The organism is Lactococcus protaetiae, assembly GCF_006965445.1.
Classification (GTDB): Bacteria; Bacillota; Bacilli; order Lactobacillales; family Streptococcaceae; genus Lactococcus; species Lactococcus protaetiae.
The window spans coordinates 537412-550447 of sequence record NZ_CP041356.1 but is presented as its reverse complement, the minus strand read 5'-3'; the positions used below and the strand labels follow the sequence as shown (position 1 = coordinate 550447).

Here is a 13036-nt window from a genome sequence, read left to right as displayed (position 1 = left end):
CAACCTTTTCAAAGAATGATTTGATAATCAAATTATAACAATATGAGAGTAACACCGTCAAGAAGCGTAGAGAGATAGGAAAATGTGATTGCCTTTTGCTCTTGCCACTCGACTAAGTGCTTTAGCACCGTAGCGAGAGCGGACACATTTTTTCAGTGGAGCTTCAGCTCCTAGCTTCGCATGACCCTAGAACATTTGTCCTCTATCTCTAAGTCACTAAAGTGACAAGAATAGAGGCAACGCCAAATGGCAATCAAACGGACAGCGGAGCGACAAGGTCGCGTAGATCTGTTCGTAGAACAGGTTCCAGTTGCCACTTCGACTCATCGCTTTAGCGATGTAGCGAGAATGGACAGCAGAGCTATCTTCTCTCATATCTTCTGGTGTTGCGAACTCAATTATACCAAGATGGGAATACGATTGGCAAGAAATGATGAAAACTTTGTGCTTTAGCACATAAGCCAATGGACAGCGTGATGCAATAAGTACGGAGATAGGAAATCTCGTAGAGAAACGAAGTTTCTTAGAGAGACTTATATTTTTTCACCCATTCTAATCGTATGAACTCAGTTATAGCAAAAACTAAGCGCCTTCACCTCATTCTTATGACCAATATTGTGATTAAAATTGCAAAAAATAGCATGGCATTTTTCCCATACTATTTTTTATTACTTTAATCAGGAATAATTCGTGTTCCTGCACCACTTTTAACAAAGTTTGTTACATTATCAAGTGAAGTAATCGTAGCAACTTTTCCCGTATTCTCCACAAAAGAAACTGCTGCTGCAACTTTAGGCTTCATCGAACCTGCTGCAAATTGATTCTCAGCCAAATACTTCTTCATCTCACTCACCGAAACAGTCCCTAAAGTCTGCTGGTTGGGTTTACCATAATTCAGAAAAACATCGCCAACAGAAGTAAAAATCACAAGTTCATCTGCATCCACAAGTTCAGCAAGCTTGGCTGCAGAAAAATCTTTGTCAATGACCGCTTCAACACCTTTAAAACCATTATCCTCCTCAACAACCGGAATACCTCCGCCACCAGATACCGTCACTAACACAGCTGCATCTAATAAAGGCTTAATTGCTTCCGCTTCCACAATACGTAAAGGCAATGGTGAAGGTACAACACGACGATAACCACGCCCTGCGTCCTCAATTATTTTCCAGTCAGGATATTTTATTTGAATCTCTTTAACCTCTTGCTCTGTATAAAAAGGTCCAATCGGTTTCGTTGGATTTTCAAAAGCAGAGTCATTAGCATCAACAACCGTTCTAGTCACCACAGACACAAAGGGAACTTCTGACATCTTATTATCAACCAGAGCCTTAGTAAATGCTTGACCCATCCAAAAACCAATTTGTCCTTGAGTCATAGCAACCGCAGTATCAAGAGGCATTGCAGGATTTTTAGGAGAATCACTCTCCAATTGTTGCAACAACAGATTTCCAACTTGAGGACCATTACCATGTGTGATGACCATCTCAACATCATTCCCTTTAATCAACGGAATTAACTGTTCAGCAGTTCTTTGAAGAGCTTCCGCTTGTGCTTGAGCTGTTGGATTGTCTGTCAGAATCGCATTCCCCCAAGAGCAACGACAATACGCTTTCCCATTTTTCTTCCCCTCTCTTATCCTTCTATGCCTTAGGTTGTTGTTGCGTAATACAGTGAATATTTCCCCCACCATATACTACTTCTACAGTATTGACCCCGACAATTTCACGTTCTGGGAACATCTCCTGAACCTGTTGCAAAGCTAATGCATCATTTTCATCCCCATATTGCGGAACGATAACCCCATTATTTGTAATCAAGAAATTCATATAGGAAGCGATACAGATATCGCCGTCTTCGCGAGGAAGTGTTCCTTCAACCGTATCAATCTTAAAATCACCCTTAATCGTAACGTTATTGACTGGACAAGTCAGCTTATGCACTTTCAGTTGACGACCTTTGGCATCTGTCATTTCACTCAAACGTTTGTAAGCATCCTGTGCTGCCTCGTAAAAAGGTGAATGAACATCCTCTGTATAAATACAAGCCACCTCACCCGGAGCAACAAAACACGCGACATCATCCACATGACCATTTGTTTCTTCTGGGTCAATCCCATCACCAAGCCAAAGGACTTTTTCAGCATTCAAATGCTCTTTAAGCATATTTTCAATTTCTACTTTAGTCATATGGGGATTCCGTCCCTCAGACAAAAGACACATTTCTGTCGTTAAAACCGTCCCCTCTCCATCAACATGGAAAGAGCCACCTTCCAGTACAAAATCATTTGTTCGATAAGAATCAACAGCTTCCAACTCACAAACCTTTTGTGCAACTAAATCATCTTGATCCCAAGGGAAGTATAAACCATCAACTAATCCTCCCCATGCATTAAAAGTCCAGTCATTTGCACGAAGTTCACCCTTATCATTAATCACGAATGTCGGTCCACAATCTCGCACCCAAGAATCATTATTTGAGACCTCAATCACTCTGATTTCATCCGCCAGTTGATAACGGGCATTTTGATATTGTACTTTAGAAACCAACATTGTGACAGGCGTAAATTGACTGATTGCCTTAGCCACATTGGCAAATGCAACCTGTACTGGTTTTGCACCATCACGCCAGTTGTCTGGACGTTCTGGCCAAATCATAAACACTTGCTTTTGTGCTTCAAATTCAGCAGGCATCCGAAATCCATCTTGTTTTGGTGTAGTACCAATAATACGTTTTGACATTTTTATTTCTCCTTTATTTTTTTATCTTTTTTGTCCAAATAATTAATTCACCAATAATGATAAAGATAATTGCTCCAATCGTAATCGGAAGCTGTTCTGTTAGCGAAGCCTTATCAAATTGCAGTGGAATAGCAGTAAAAATGAGTGAAATAATGATAATAATCATCGGTAAAGCTGTGTATAACTTCAATAGTCCCGTACCACCACTTACACGAAAAGGGCGAGGAGTATCAGGATCAATTTTACGCAACTTAAAGAAAGCAGGAAATACTGGAACATAACTTAATAAGAACAAAACAAGATTCAAAGAGAAGAATGACCAGAACAAGTCCTGATTGGGTAAGATTGGAGCAATAACGACAATTATCGTTGCCACAATCCCATTCATCAATGCAGCTCCCCAAGATATTCCATTAGACGAACGCCGTTTTGAGAAGAATTTAGGCATATCACCATTATCAGCAGCATAACTTGCAATATTATTTACCCCTTGTGACCAGGAAACCATATTGCCAAACAAAGTCAGCATAAACAGAAAGGCAATCAAACTGATAAACCAGCCCGTTGGTGTGCCTAACATCACTTGAAAACTATCCACTAAGCCTGAACTTGTCGAAAGTTTATCCGTTGGAATCGCAACACCAATCCCAAAAGCTGAAAACATATAAATCGCTGCAATGACCACCCCACCAATAATGATTGATTGGGGAATTTGTTTCTTAGGATTTTCCATACTATCAGCAAAGGTACATATTACTTCAAAGCCTAGCAGATTAAAGATAATCACTGAGATAAAAGATAAACTATGCAAATCAAAGCTTGGTAAAAGTGAAGCTAAGGTATAGTGGTTCGCTACACCGTGTGTGATTGCAGAATAAACTCCAAATCCACCTAATGCCAAAGCTAAGAATACCTTTATGACTGCGCCACCATTCAGAATCCAAACACTATCACTTACTGGATATAGACTGATTAAGACAATCACCCAAATAAAGACAAGTTCAATAACCAATGCAATAGGTGTATTGAGTTGAAAACCAAATATTTTTTGTAGTAAGTCTGGGCAAAGTACAGCAAGCGAAGCCATCCAAAGCGGGAAATTAATCCAATAAAACCAAGAAACACGCGCTCCCCAGCGATGACCGAAAGCCTTTGTTACCCAATCATAAAGTCCTCCTTCACCTGTATAAGTTGTTCCAAGCTCAGAAGTAATCAGACCATAAGGCAACAGAAAAGCAATAATCAAAACAATCCACCAAAAGAACTGAGAGTTACCAATGGCAGCAACAGGCGCTGCTGCCTCGGCAACAAAAACAACACAAATGACAGAAAGAATTGCACTCGCTAAGCTAAATTTTTTCTTTCCATTTTCCATAGAAGACACGCTTTCTTATTTCGCTAAGTAAGCTTCTAAATCAGCTTTTGCCTCAGCTTGTGCTTTTAAATCATAAGGATTTTTTTCTTGATAGTCACGTAGGAGATAAACAAGCAAAGCACGAATTGAAGTCAAGCGATTTTCTGCCTCATCAAAACAGATTGAATTTTCACCATCAATCACAGCATCCACGACTTCTTCACCACGCGAAGCTGGTAAACAGTGCATAAATTTAGTATTCATGCCTGCTTTATTCATCATCTCAGGTGTTACTTGATATTTAGGGAAGAAAATCGCCAAACGTTCTTCTTCTGAAAGTTCTGCATCATATAAACCGTACCAAACATCTGTGTAAAGGAAATCTGCGCCTACGATAGAAGCTTCGTCATCTGTTACTTCAAAAGTTCCTCCTGAAACTTCACAGTTTGCCGCTAACTTGGCTTGGTGTTCTTCGTTAAGTTGATAGCCTTTAGGGCCAAAGTGAACGAAGTGCATCCCCATTTTTGTCGCAATAAGTCCTAATGAGAAACAAACTTGCGTTGCATCTCCGACAAAAACGACCTTACAATCTTCAAGCTTCTTACCAGCTGGTAAGTGTTCAATAATGGTGGTTAAATCTCCTATTTCTTGTGTAGGATGGTTATAGTCTGACATTCCATTAAGAACTGGAATTGTTGTGTGTTTTGCCAGATTATTCACTGATTCATGACGGTCAACACGTGCCATGATCACGTCAAGCAAGCGGGAAAGGACTGTACTTGTATCTTCTATTGTTTCGTGCCCTCCGAGTTGAATCTGACCTGGCGCCAAATATTCTGCGTGTCCGCCAAGTTGTGTCATTGCAGTTTCAAAAGAAACACGAGTCCGCGTAGATGTTTGTTGAAAAATCATACCAAGTGATTTATTCTTCAACAGTGGCGGATAGTAGCCATTTTTAATCGCCGCTTTAATTTTCAATCCAAGATTCACAATGTCAAGAATTTCTTCTTTGCTGTAATCTTCTGTTGTGATAAAATCACGTTTTTTCGATGTTGTCATGTTTTTATTCCTCCTGAATAAAATAGTAAATTGAATTTTCGTCCTCCCTTTCGGGAACGCTTTCAGTATATCAGGAGCATATTTTTAAAACAATCAACCTAAAGATATAATCTTTGAAAATTCATGAAAGCCCTTTTATATCAATAGTTTAAATTAAAAAGTTTAGTAAGGTTTAGAGCATTTACTTAATGATTTATGAAGCTTTCATCTTTACAAAAAGAAAATATCTGTTCATTTAGGACAGATATTTTTATCATTATTTATTTAAGTTTTTCCGACTTTTTGAAGTTTTCCCACACTTCACAAACATCTGAGCGCCGCTCAATTTGAAGTTTGATAAAAATATTGTGGGTATGTGTTTTTACTGTTCCAAGAGAGAGGTAGAGTTGGTTTGCAATTTCTTGGTTGTGTTTGCGTTTTATGAGTAAGTCAAGAATTTCCGCTTCTCTTTGAGTGATACCATAAGTAGCTACAAATTTATCAAAGTAGGATGCTTCCTCATCTGTGCGCACAACATTTTCTTCATCAACCTCAATATTTACCATATCTAGTGAAGAAGGAATTATTTGATTTACAGAGTTTGTTTTATAATTAAACAAAAAATACTTGATCGCTACTATACAAAGCGAGATGTGAAAAATATCCTCAGATACATTGCGATTATGAATTTTTAACATATTAGCGTGATAGATATCTCTAAAGAAAATAACAAAAGTATCTTCTGAAACAATAGCTATTCCAAAAATCAAAGCTAATAGACCTAGCCATTTCGCATAATTCCGCCATACAATTGACTGTTCTATCTTACGGTAGTGCTTGAGCAAGTAAATTCCCATATAAATTGTGACAGCCTGACTTGGAAAATAGTAGAGCCATACTTTCAATGCAGAATTACTAAAAAAAGGAACCACAATGAGCCACAAAGCAAACACGATATAAATTCCGTATTGGTGAGATTTTATCTTTTCTCCAAGTAATTCATTAATTAGCTTTAAAGCAATTGCAAAAATCGCTAAATAATAAAGCGTTTCAATGATTGGATTTACCATAAATTGTCGATTATAATCACTGGCAAATGTTTTAAATGTTTCCGACATGGTTACAAGTAGACCGTTCAAGATAAGAAGAAGAAAATACAGTGTTATTAATAAGTAGTTCTTCTTATGTTCTTTTAAATAGCCACCCAAAGCAAATGACATCACAAGTGTATAGAGAATTGTTAGGAAAGTAGTATAAATATAATTAAAAATCATCAGGGTTAAACCTACTTACATTATTATCTAATCATATCATATCATAAATATGAGCAATTAAAACCACTTTCTCTGTATGATAAAACTATTTTATCTTATACTAACCTCAAAATTATATACATTTTTTATTCTGATACTGTATTGAATATTTATTAATCTTTCATAGGTTCTTTGATTATCGTTAAACAAAAAAGTGCTAACTAGCACTTTTAATTTTTCGTATTTAGGCTTCCATGAAGGCAAAATAAGAACCACTTGGACTTTGAAAGTTGAATGTGCATTTACCGCCCATATCTTGTAAATCACTGATAAAACCTCCTTGAGTCTTGACATTATCATGCCATTTTGAAATATCTGATACTGTAAATAAAATAGATGGCTTATTATCAGCTACTTCTGGACTCATTAACTTGATAAATTCAATATCAAAAATCTGCAAACGAGCATTTCCTTCTGCTTGCGGAGCAAAGGTTACTGTTTCAGATTCCGCAATTGTTTCGCGAGAAATTTCTGCAAATCCGATGGATTGAAAAAAGTTAGCTTCTGCTTTTACATCTTGAACGTAAAGCATAGTGCACATATTAAAAGTCATAATCATACTCCTTTAAGATATGAGGGGCAATCGTCCTGAAATTAAGAAAATTACAGGTTCATACGAAAGCAGGGTTCTGGAAGTTGCCAGTTCGTCTTGCTACTGGATACCTGCGGTGAATCAACAGTATAACAGAATGAAGACGGAGCAAATGGACAGTAGAACTTCTACTTTCACTGATTTCAAACGAGCAGAACTCAATTAATTAGTTCAATAAATTCATTGTACCAAAAAAACGAGCATTTTTGCTCGTTTTCTCCAATTTTTATCAAAACAAGTGCGTGCTATCTTCGCTTCGCTCCGCTGTCCATTCGCTCTATCTCCGTTTCACTGCGCTGTCGATTCTCGCTACGGCACGGACGTGCCTAGCCGAAGTCGCAACTCGCTAAAGCGATAAGGCGAAATAGGCAATCTTTGAATTTCGTCCGACTGCCCTAGGGCGTTAGTGCTTTAGCACTTAGGCTTCTGGACAAGATGACCTCATATCTTTGATGTGAGGTTGTACCTTAAATTCAGTGGCGAGTTGCCCTTTTATCAGTCGCTTTAGCGACTAGAGAAAATGGACAAATGTTTTACGAAACTCCCACTGAATAAGTCTTGACTTCATCCTAAAATTGCTTCTAAGGTAATATCAACTCCTGCCAAAGCCTTTGAAACTGGGCAATTTTCCTTTACTACTTGGGCAATTTCTTGAAAATCTTTTTCTGATAGTCCAGGGATAACAGAATGATTGGTTAATTTGATTCCAGTAATAGCTGGTCCGTCTGGTGTAACGTCAAAAGTAACGTCAGCAGTAGTATCTACACTCGTTGGGACAAGTCCTTTTGTTCCTAAAACAAGAGAGAACGCCATACTAAAACAAGCGGCGTGAGCTGCACCAAGTAATTCTTCTGGTGTTGTAATATGTGCTTGACTATCAAGACGTGCTTTAAAATTGTAAGGAACTTCTGTAAAAAGTTGTGAACTTTCTGCTGAAATTGTACCAAAACCATTTTCAAGTGAATCTTCCCAGTGTGCAGATGCTGTGGATACGTTTGCCATAATTTTCTCCTTTTGGGTAGAGTTCGACTACCCAAAGATGAAAGATTGGGCATACAAACTCATTTATTGTAATCTTTTAAATGTAAAACATTTTTTACATTTTGAGTATAGCGCTTTATCCTAAGAAATTCAAGAAATTACTACCAGATTGAAGCAATTGACAGTTTCTTACAAAAAGTGTAAAATTTAAATCATCAAGAAAGTAGCTTTGATACTAGATGTACTCAAAATGAAATACATTTTTGAGCCATCTTAATGAAATCTCTAGAAAGTCGGCGGTGGTGTAAGTCGATGTTTTCAACGAAGTGAATGGGCTTGATTTGCAATTAAAAAAAGCAAAAATAATTTTTACAATAGACGTGTTCGGAAACTCTGTTTTTTTGTCGAACTACACTTTGATACGAGTTCTGCTTAGAGTGCGAATGGATAACGTAGATTCGCTATGGTGTGTGACCTGTTAAGCAGACTGTTGTAGCTTTAGCTACCGTAGAGGTCGCTTAGTTGTTACACACAGAGGTTGTTCCTTGGGTTCGCTGTTAAAAGCAACACAAGTTGAATTCACAACCTTAATGAAGTATTCATCTCTTGAAAAAATTGCGGTAGCTTCCGTTATAAAGCGACTTGTCTTTGGCAAGTTTTGAGGAAATCTTATGGTTTCAAATCACGGTGGCACCGCGCAGATAGCGCCCGTAGAGCATTATTTTTTATGATGTTCTACGGGCTTTTTTGCTCCAAATTTGAAGTGATTACTTTTACTTCATCAGCACTCCTATGTTAGAGCACAACCTCTAGGTGTAACAACTAAGCGACCTGTACGCAGCTAAAGCTGCAACAGTCTGCTTAACATCAAAGATATGAGATTATCCTGTCCCTGAAGTCTAAGCGCTACGCTGTCCACACCGCAGGTATCCGTGCTCGTTAGGCGCTGAAGCGCTGAGTCGCACGGTTCTCGCTAAGTAGTCGAGTCGCAAAGCGCTTAGACCCTAGGGCAATAAAACACCATTTTGCCCTATCGCTTTGCTTTTTGCTCTTACTGCTTTAGCAGTTAGCTTCGCATGACCATAGGACATTTGTCCGTTTGTCCCAAGAGCAAAAGGCATTGGCTGTAAGGCACTAAAGTGCCGATGAACATTTGTCCTCTATCTCTAAGTCACTAAAGTGACAAGAATAGAGCCAACGCCAAATGGCAATCAAACGGACAGCAGGGCAACGAAGTTGTGTAGACCGTTCATAGAACGGCGTGCGAAGCACGTAGCGAGTTGCGACTTCGACTAGGCACTTCCGTGCCCGTAGCGAGAATCGACAGCGTAGCCCAAAGGGCTAAGATAGCACATTAAACTGAAGAAAGGAATTGAGCTTACTCCTTGATAAGCTCATCTTAAATTATGACTAAACCAACTATATTAACGGGCGACCGCCCTACTGGAAAACTTCACATCGGGCATTACGTCGGATCGCTCCAAAATCGCGTGAAAATGCAAAATGAAGGCAAGTATAATATGTTTGTCTTTCTTGCCGACCAGCAAGCATTGACCGACCATGCCAAAGAACCCGAAAAAATTATTCAATCTGTGGGTGATGTTGCACTAGACTATCTAGCAGCTGGACTTGACCCTGAAAAATCAACGATTTTTATTCAAAGTCAGATTCCAGAGCTTGCTGAATTGTCCATGTATTACATGAATCTTGTTTCTTTGGCGCGCTTGGAGCGTAATCCGACAGTTAAGACGGAGATTGCTCAAAAAGGTTTTGGTGAATCTATCCCCGCAGGATTTTTAGTCTATCCTGTGTCACAGGCGGCTGATATTACAGCTTTTAAGGCGACTCATGTGCCTGTTGGTAATGACCAAAAACCAATGATTGAGCAAACACGTGAGATTGTACGTTCATTCAACAATGCTTACCATGCCGATGTTTTAGTTGAACCAGAGGGAATCTACCCTGAAAACGAGGCTGCTGGACGTTTACCAGGTCTAGATGGTAATGCAAAAATGTCTAAATCACTCAATAATGGAATTTTCCTTGCGGACGACTTGGATACTTTGAAGAAAAAAGTGATGAGTATGTACACTGATCCTGACCACATCAAAGTTGAAGACCCTGGTAAAATCGAAGGAAATATGGTTTTCCATTATCTTGATGTTTTTGGTAATGCAGATGATGCGGCAACTATTGCTGAGATGAAGGCGCAATATCAGGCAGGTGGACTTGGTGATGTGAAAACAAAACGCTATTTGCTCGAAGTGCTTGACCGAGAACTGTCACCAATACGTGAACGCCGAATTGAGTTTGCCAAAAATATGGACTATGTCTATGATATGCTCAAGCAGGGTTCTTTGAAAGCGGAGGCTGTCGCTAGTCAAACGCTTGATGAAGTTAAGTTTGCTATGGGAATTAATTATTTTAAATAATATATGGATTATTCACTTGTTTTAAAATTTGACGATGCGTTCAATGAATTTATTCAAAGCGTTTGGAACATTTTTGAAAAAACTCACTTATCAACTTACCATCTGGATAAAGCTGGATATTTTCCTCATGTCACTTTAGAATCAGCACTCACTCAGGAAGATATTTCCAGTATAAAAGATTCAATGGATAACATTGGCCTAAAGAGTTTTTATGTTGTTTTCGATAAAATCTCTATTTTTCCTCACTCTGATACACTAACTCTCCAACTCTCTGATGATAGAATCATTGCTTTCCGCAATAATTTGCGAAAAGAATTGTCATTTACTGGCGTAGAAAATCCAATGTTTCCTTATGTTCCGCATTTGACCTTGATGAATCATCAAGGACTGCAAGCTGCAAATGTAGGAAAGTCAATGCTTTCTAACCAGTTGATACCCTCTGGCTTTGCTGTTGAAATTGCACTTATAGAACTTAGTAATAAAACTTCAGATATTAAAATAATTAAGAAAGTAAGTCTAAATTGAGAGGATTTTTATGAACAAAAATGACATCAAAGAACGGTTTGAACAAACGACTGGAAAAGCAGCAGCACTTGAAACGAATACGGTTATTGTGGATAAAGAAACTGGGATTGAGTATCTTTTTCATGCTGCTGGTTATGCGGCGGATTGACTGTACTTATGGACAAAGAAGGAAAGCCTAAGGTTAATAAGGATTACCAATGATTGACTTAGAAAAAATTGCAGAATTTGCTAAAAAAATTCATATGGAAAATAATGATGGTCATGGTTTTGACCATATTGAGCGCGTGGTAGCTTTAGCAAATAAAATTTTACTGACAGAACCGTCAGCAAATCGTGAGCTTGTGCTGGCTGCTTGTTACTTGCATGATACCTATGACGAAAAGTTGACAGATCGTGTAGAACAGCAGAAAATTTTTGTCAGTAAATTTTTAAATACTGTCAGTACTGACAGTATTATCAACAAGCAGATTTTCTTTATCATTGACAATATGAGCTTTTCGTCAAATATCGAAAGTCGGAAATCCTTAGATATCAATGGGCAGATTGTACAGGATGCTGACAGACTCGATGCTATGGGCGCTTGGGGCATTGCTCGCACGCTAGAGTACGGTTGGGCACGTGGTCGCGCACTTTATGACCCTTCTGATAAACCTGTCAGCGTACTGACAAAGGCCGATTATCATCAAAAAGAGGGAACCACGCTTAATCATTTTTATGAAAAACTTTTTTTGCTTGAAGATTTACTCAATACAGATGAGGCAAAAAATATAGGCAAAAAACGAAATCAAATCATGCATGATTTTGTCAAAGCAATAGAGCAGGAATATAACGAAAGTCACTGACAGCTTTCTGTCAGTAAAATCTTATGTTATTGAGAATGAAAAACAGATAAATTAGTGTTCGTGTGAATATCTGAATCTGTAATTTCCTATTTTTATCAAAGCACGCACTTGCTTTGAATTCAGTCTTGACTTTATGATTTCAAATTGGATAGCTTTCACACCTTAAATGAAAGGAGAACACACGTGGTTATCGGTTTATCCAACCTTATCAATAAAACATTACGCACGCTTGACAAGCGAAAATTCGGCAAATCAGAAAAATGGCTGAGTCGCAATCAACAGATGAATCATGAAGTTCAAACTTTTGTCTTTGCTCATCGTGGTTCCAAATGCAATCGCCCCGAAAATACGCTTGCTTCATTTCGTGAAGCAGTCCGTGTTCATTCCGATGGGATTGAACTTGATGTGCATCTTTCTAATGATGGTGAACTTATTGTCATTCATGATGAAAAAATTGATCGGACAACGACAGGTAAAGGACTTGTGCGCAAAATGACTGTTGCCGAGCTCAAAAGGTTTGATGCTGGATCTTGGTTCAAAGAAGATTTCCGTGGAGAAAAAATACCAATCCTTTCGGAAGTCCTGTCATTACTGACAGATTTACACTTCACAGGAAGCTTGAATATCGAAATCAAGACTGACAAATATCACTATCCAGATATTGAAAAAAAGCTGTCAGTGCTGATGAAAAGCCAGCAGTGGCCTTTTACCCATTTGTATAGCTCTTTCAATATTGACTCTCTAAAAATTCTCAGCGAAATTGAGCCTGATGTAGAATTAAGTTATCTCACCAATAATCGACTTAAAAAGATTGAAAATGGGTTACTGACAGATTTTATTACTAGTATTCACCCTCGTAAATCCTACGCATTCAAACATCCTGTCCTTACAGCATTGTCCAACAAACCTGTCAGACTTTGGACAGTAAATAGTGAATCCGAAATGCGACAAGCTTTTCATGAAAATGTTGCTGGTATTATCACAGACTATCCTGAGCAAGCTATTCGTATCCGTAATCAAATTCAAAAACAGCCAGACTATACTCGCTAATCTACTGCCTTGCAATGATTAGGAAAATAGTATTAGGCTGTTTTTTATTAAACAGTAATGATAAGTCTTTCACAAAATTCACAGAAACAAAGTGAATATTAACACTAATTGTAAGCGCAATCCATTTTTCTTTACATTTCCTTTCACAAGGGGTATAATTAAGCTGTG

11 protein-coding genes and 1 pseudogene are annotated in these 13036 nt (G+C 38.2%); 5 read left to right on the top strand and 7 right to left on the bottom strand.

Annotated elements, in window-relative coordinates:
* Positions 1 to 673: 673 nt before the first annotated feature.
* The 7 genes and pseudogenes from arcC to FLP15_RS02745 form a co-directional block, all read right to left on the bottom strand.
* A pseudogene (gene arcC, locus FLP15_RS02775) lies at positions 674 to 1620 on the bottom strand (carbamate kinase).
* A gap of 23 nt (positions 1621 to 1643) precedes the next feature.
* Positions 1644 to 2741, bottom strand: coding sequence for an agmatine deiminase (gene aguA / locus FLP15_RS02770; protein ID WP_142765903.1), 1098 nt, complete (start codon positions 2739 to 2741; stop codon positions 1644 to 1646).
* 13 nt (positions 2742 to 2754) lie between these two features.
* Positions 2755 to 4116, bottom strand: coding sequence for an APC family permease (locus tag FLP15_RS02765; RefSeq protein WP_142765902.1), 1362 nt, complete (start codon positions 4114 to 4116; stop codon positions 2755 to 2757).
* A 15-nt stretch (positions 4117 to 4131) separates the two neighbouring features.
* Entirely contained in the window at positions 4132 to 5154 is a 1023-nt protein-coding gene (gene ptcA, locus FLP15_RS02760; RefSeq protein ID WP_142765901.1) for a putrescine carbamoyltransferase, read from the bottom strand.
* A gap of 260 nt (positions 5155 to 5414) precedes the next feature.
* Positions 5415 to 6407, bottom strand: a complete 993-nt coding sequence (locus tag FLP15_RS02755) for a helix-turn-helix transcriptional regulator (RefSeq protein WP_142765900.1) — start codon at positions 6405 to 6407, stop codon at positions 5415 to 5417.
* A 223-nt stretch (positions 6408 to 6630) separates the two neighbouring features.
* On the bottom strand, positions 6631 to 6999 hold the full coding sequence (locus FLP15_RS02750) for a VOC family protein (RefSeq protein ID WP_142765899.1): 369 nt from the start codon (positions 6997 to 6999) through the stop codon (positions 6631 to 6633).
* A 603-nt stretch (positions 7000 to 7602) separates the two neighbouring features.
* Positions 7603 to 8040 (bottom strand): OsmC family protein, encoded by a 438-nt coding sequence (locus FLP15_RS02745; protein WP_142765898.1) that lies wholly within the window; start codon positions 8038 to 8040, stop codon positions 7603 to 7605.
* A 1385-nt stretch (positions 8041 to 9425) separates the two neighbouring features.
* On the opposite strand from FLP15_RS02745, the gene trpS reads away from it, so the two are divergent.
* The 5 genes from trpS (at position 9426) to FLP15_RS02720 (ending at position 12868) form a co-directional block, all read left to right on the top strand.
* The gene (gene trpS / locus FLP15_RS02740; protein WP_142765897.1) at positions 9426 to 10451 is read left to right on the top strand and encodes a tryptophan--tRNA ligase; all 1026 of its coding nucleotides are present in this window, start codon (positions 9426 to 9428) and stop codon (positions 10449 to 10451) included.
* A gap of 3 nt (positions 10452 to 10454) precedes the next feature.
* Positions 10455 to 10976: a 2'-5' RNA ligase family protein gene (locus tag FLP15_RS02735; RefSeq protein ID WP_142765896.1), complete on the top strand. Its 522-nt coding sequence runs from the start codon at positions 10455 to 10457 to the stop codon at positions 10974 to 10976.
* Between the two features lie 10 nt (positions 10977 to 10986).
* A complete protein-coding gene (locus tag FLP15_RS02730; RefSeq protein WP_223804702.1) occupies positions 10987 to 11124 on the top strand; it encodes a DUF6440 family protein in 138 nt (45 codons plus the stop codon).
* 49 nt (positions 11125 to 11173) lie between these two features.
* Positions 11174 to 11818 (top strand): HD domain-containing protein, encoded by a 645-nt coding sequence (locus tag FLP15_RS02725; protein ID WP_142765895.1) that lies wholly within the window; start codon positions 11174 to 11176, stop codon positions 11816 to 11818.
* Between the two features lie 282 nt (positions 11819 to 12100).
* Positions 12101 to 12868 (top strand): glycerophosphodiester phosphodiesterase, encoded by a 768-nt coding sequence (locus FLP15_RS02720; protein ID WP_142767407.1) that lies wholly within the window; start codon positions 12101 to 12103, stop codon positions 12866 to 12868.
* Positions 12869 to 13036 lie beyond the last annotated feature (168 nt).

Excerpts from the sequence above, each read along its gene's own strand:
- FLP15_RS02720 (WP_142767407.1), top strand. The coding sequence starts at position 12,101 with ATGAATCATGAAGTTCAAACTTTTGTCTTTGCTCATCGTGGTTCCAAA.
- FLP15_RS02725 (WP_142765895.1), top strand. The coding sequence starts at position 11,174 with ATGATTGACTTAGAAAAAATTGCAGAATTTGCTAAAAAAATTCATATG.
- FLP15_RS02730 (WP_223804702.1), top strand. The coding sequence starts at position 10,987 with ATGAACAAAAATGACATCAAAGAACGGTTTGAACAAACGACTGGAAAA.
- FLP15_RS02750 (WP_142765899.1), bottom strand. The coding sequence starts at position 6,999 with ATGACTTTTAATATGTGCACTATGCTTTACGTTCAAGATGTAAAAGCA.
- FLP15_RS02735 (WP_142765896.1), top strand. The coding sequence starts at position 10,455 with ATGGATTATTCACTTGTTTTAAAATTTGACGATGCGTTCAATGAATTT.
- FLP15_RS02755 (WP_142765900.1), bottom strand. The coding sequence starts at position 6,407 with ATGATTTTTAATTATATTTATACTACTTTCCTAACAATTCTCTATACA.
- FLP15_RS02765 (WP_142765902.1), bottom strand. The coding sequence starts at position 4,116 with ATGGAAAATGGAAAGAAAAAATTTAGCTTAGCGAGTGCAATTCTTTCT.
- ptcA (WP_142765901.1), bottom strand. The coding sequence starts at position 5,154 with ATGACAACATCGAAAAAACGTGATTTTATCACAACAGAAGATTACAGC.
- trpS (WP_142765897.1), top strand. The coding sequence starts at position 9,426 with ATGACTAAACCAACTATATTAACGGGCGACCGCCCTACTGGAAAACTT.
- aguA (WP_142765903.1), bottom strand. The coding sequence starts at position 2,741 with ATGTCAAAACGTATTATTGGTACTACACCAAAACAAGATGGATTTCGG.
- FLP15_RS02745 (WP_142765898.1), bottom strand. The coding sequence starts at position 8,040 with ATGGCAAACGTATCCACAGCATCTGCACACTGGGAAGATTCACTTGAA.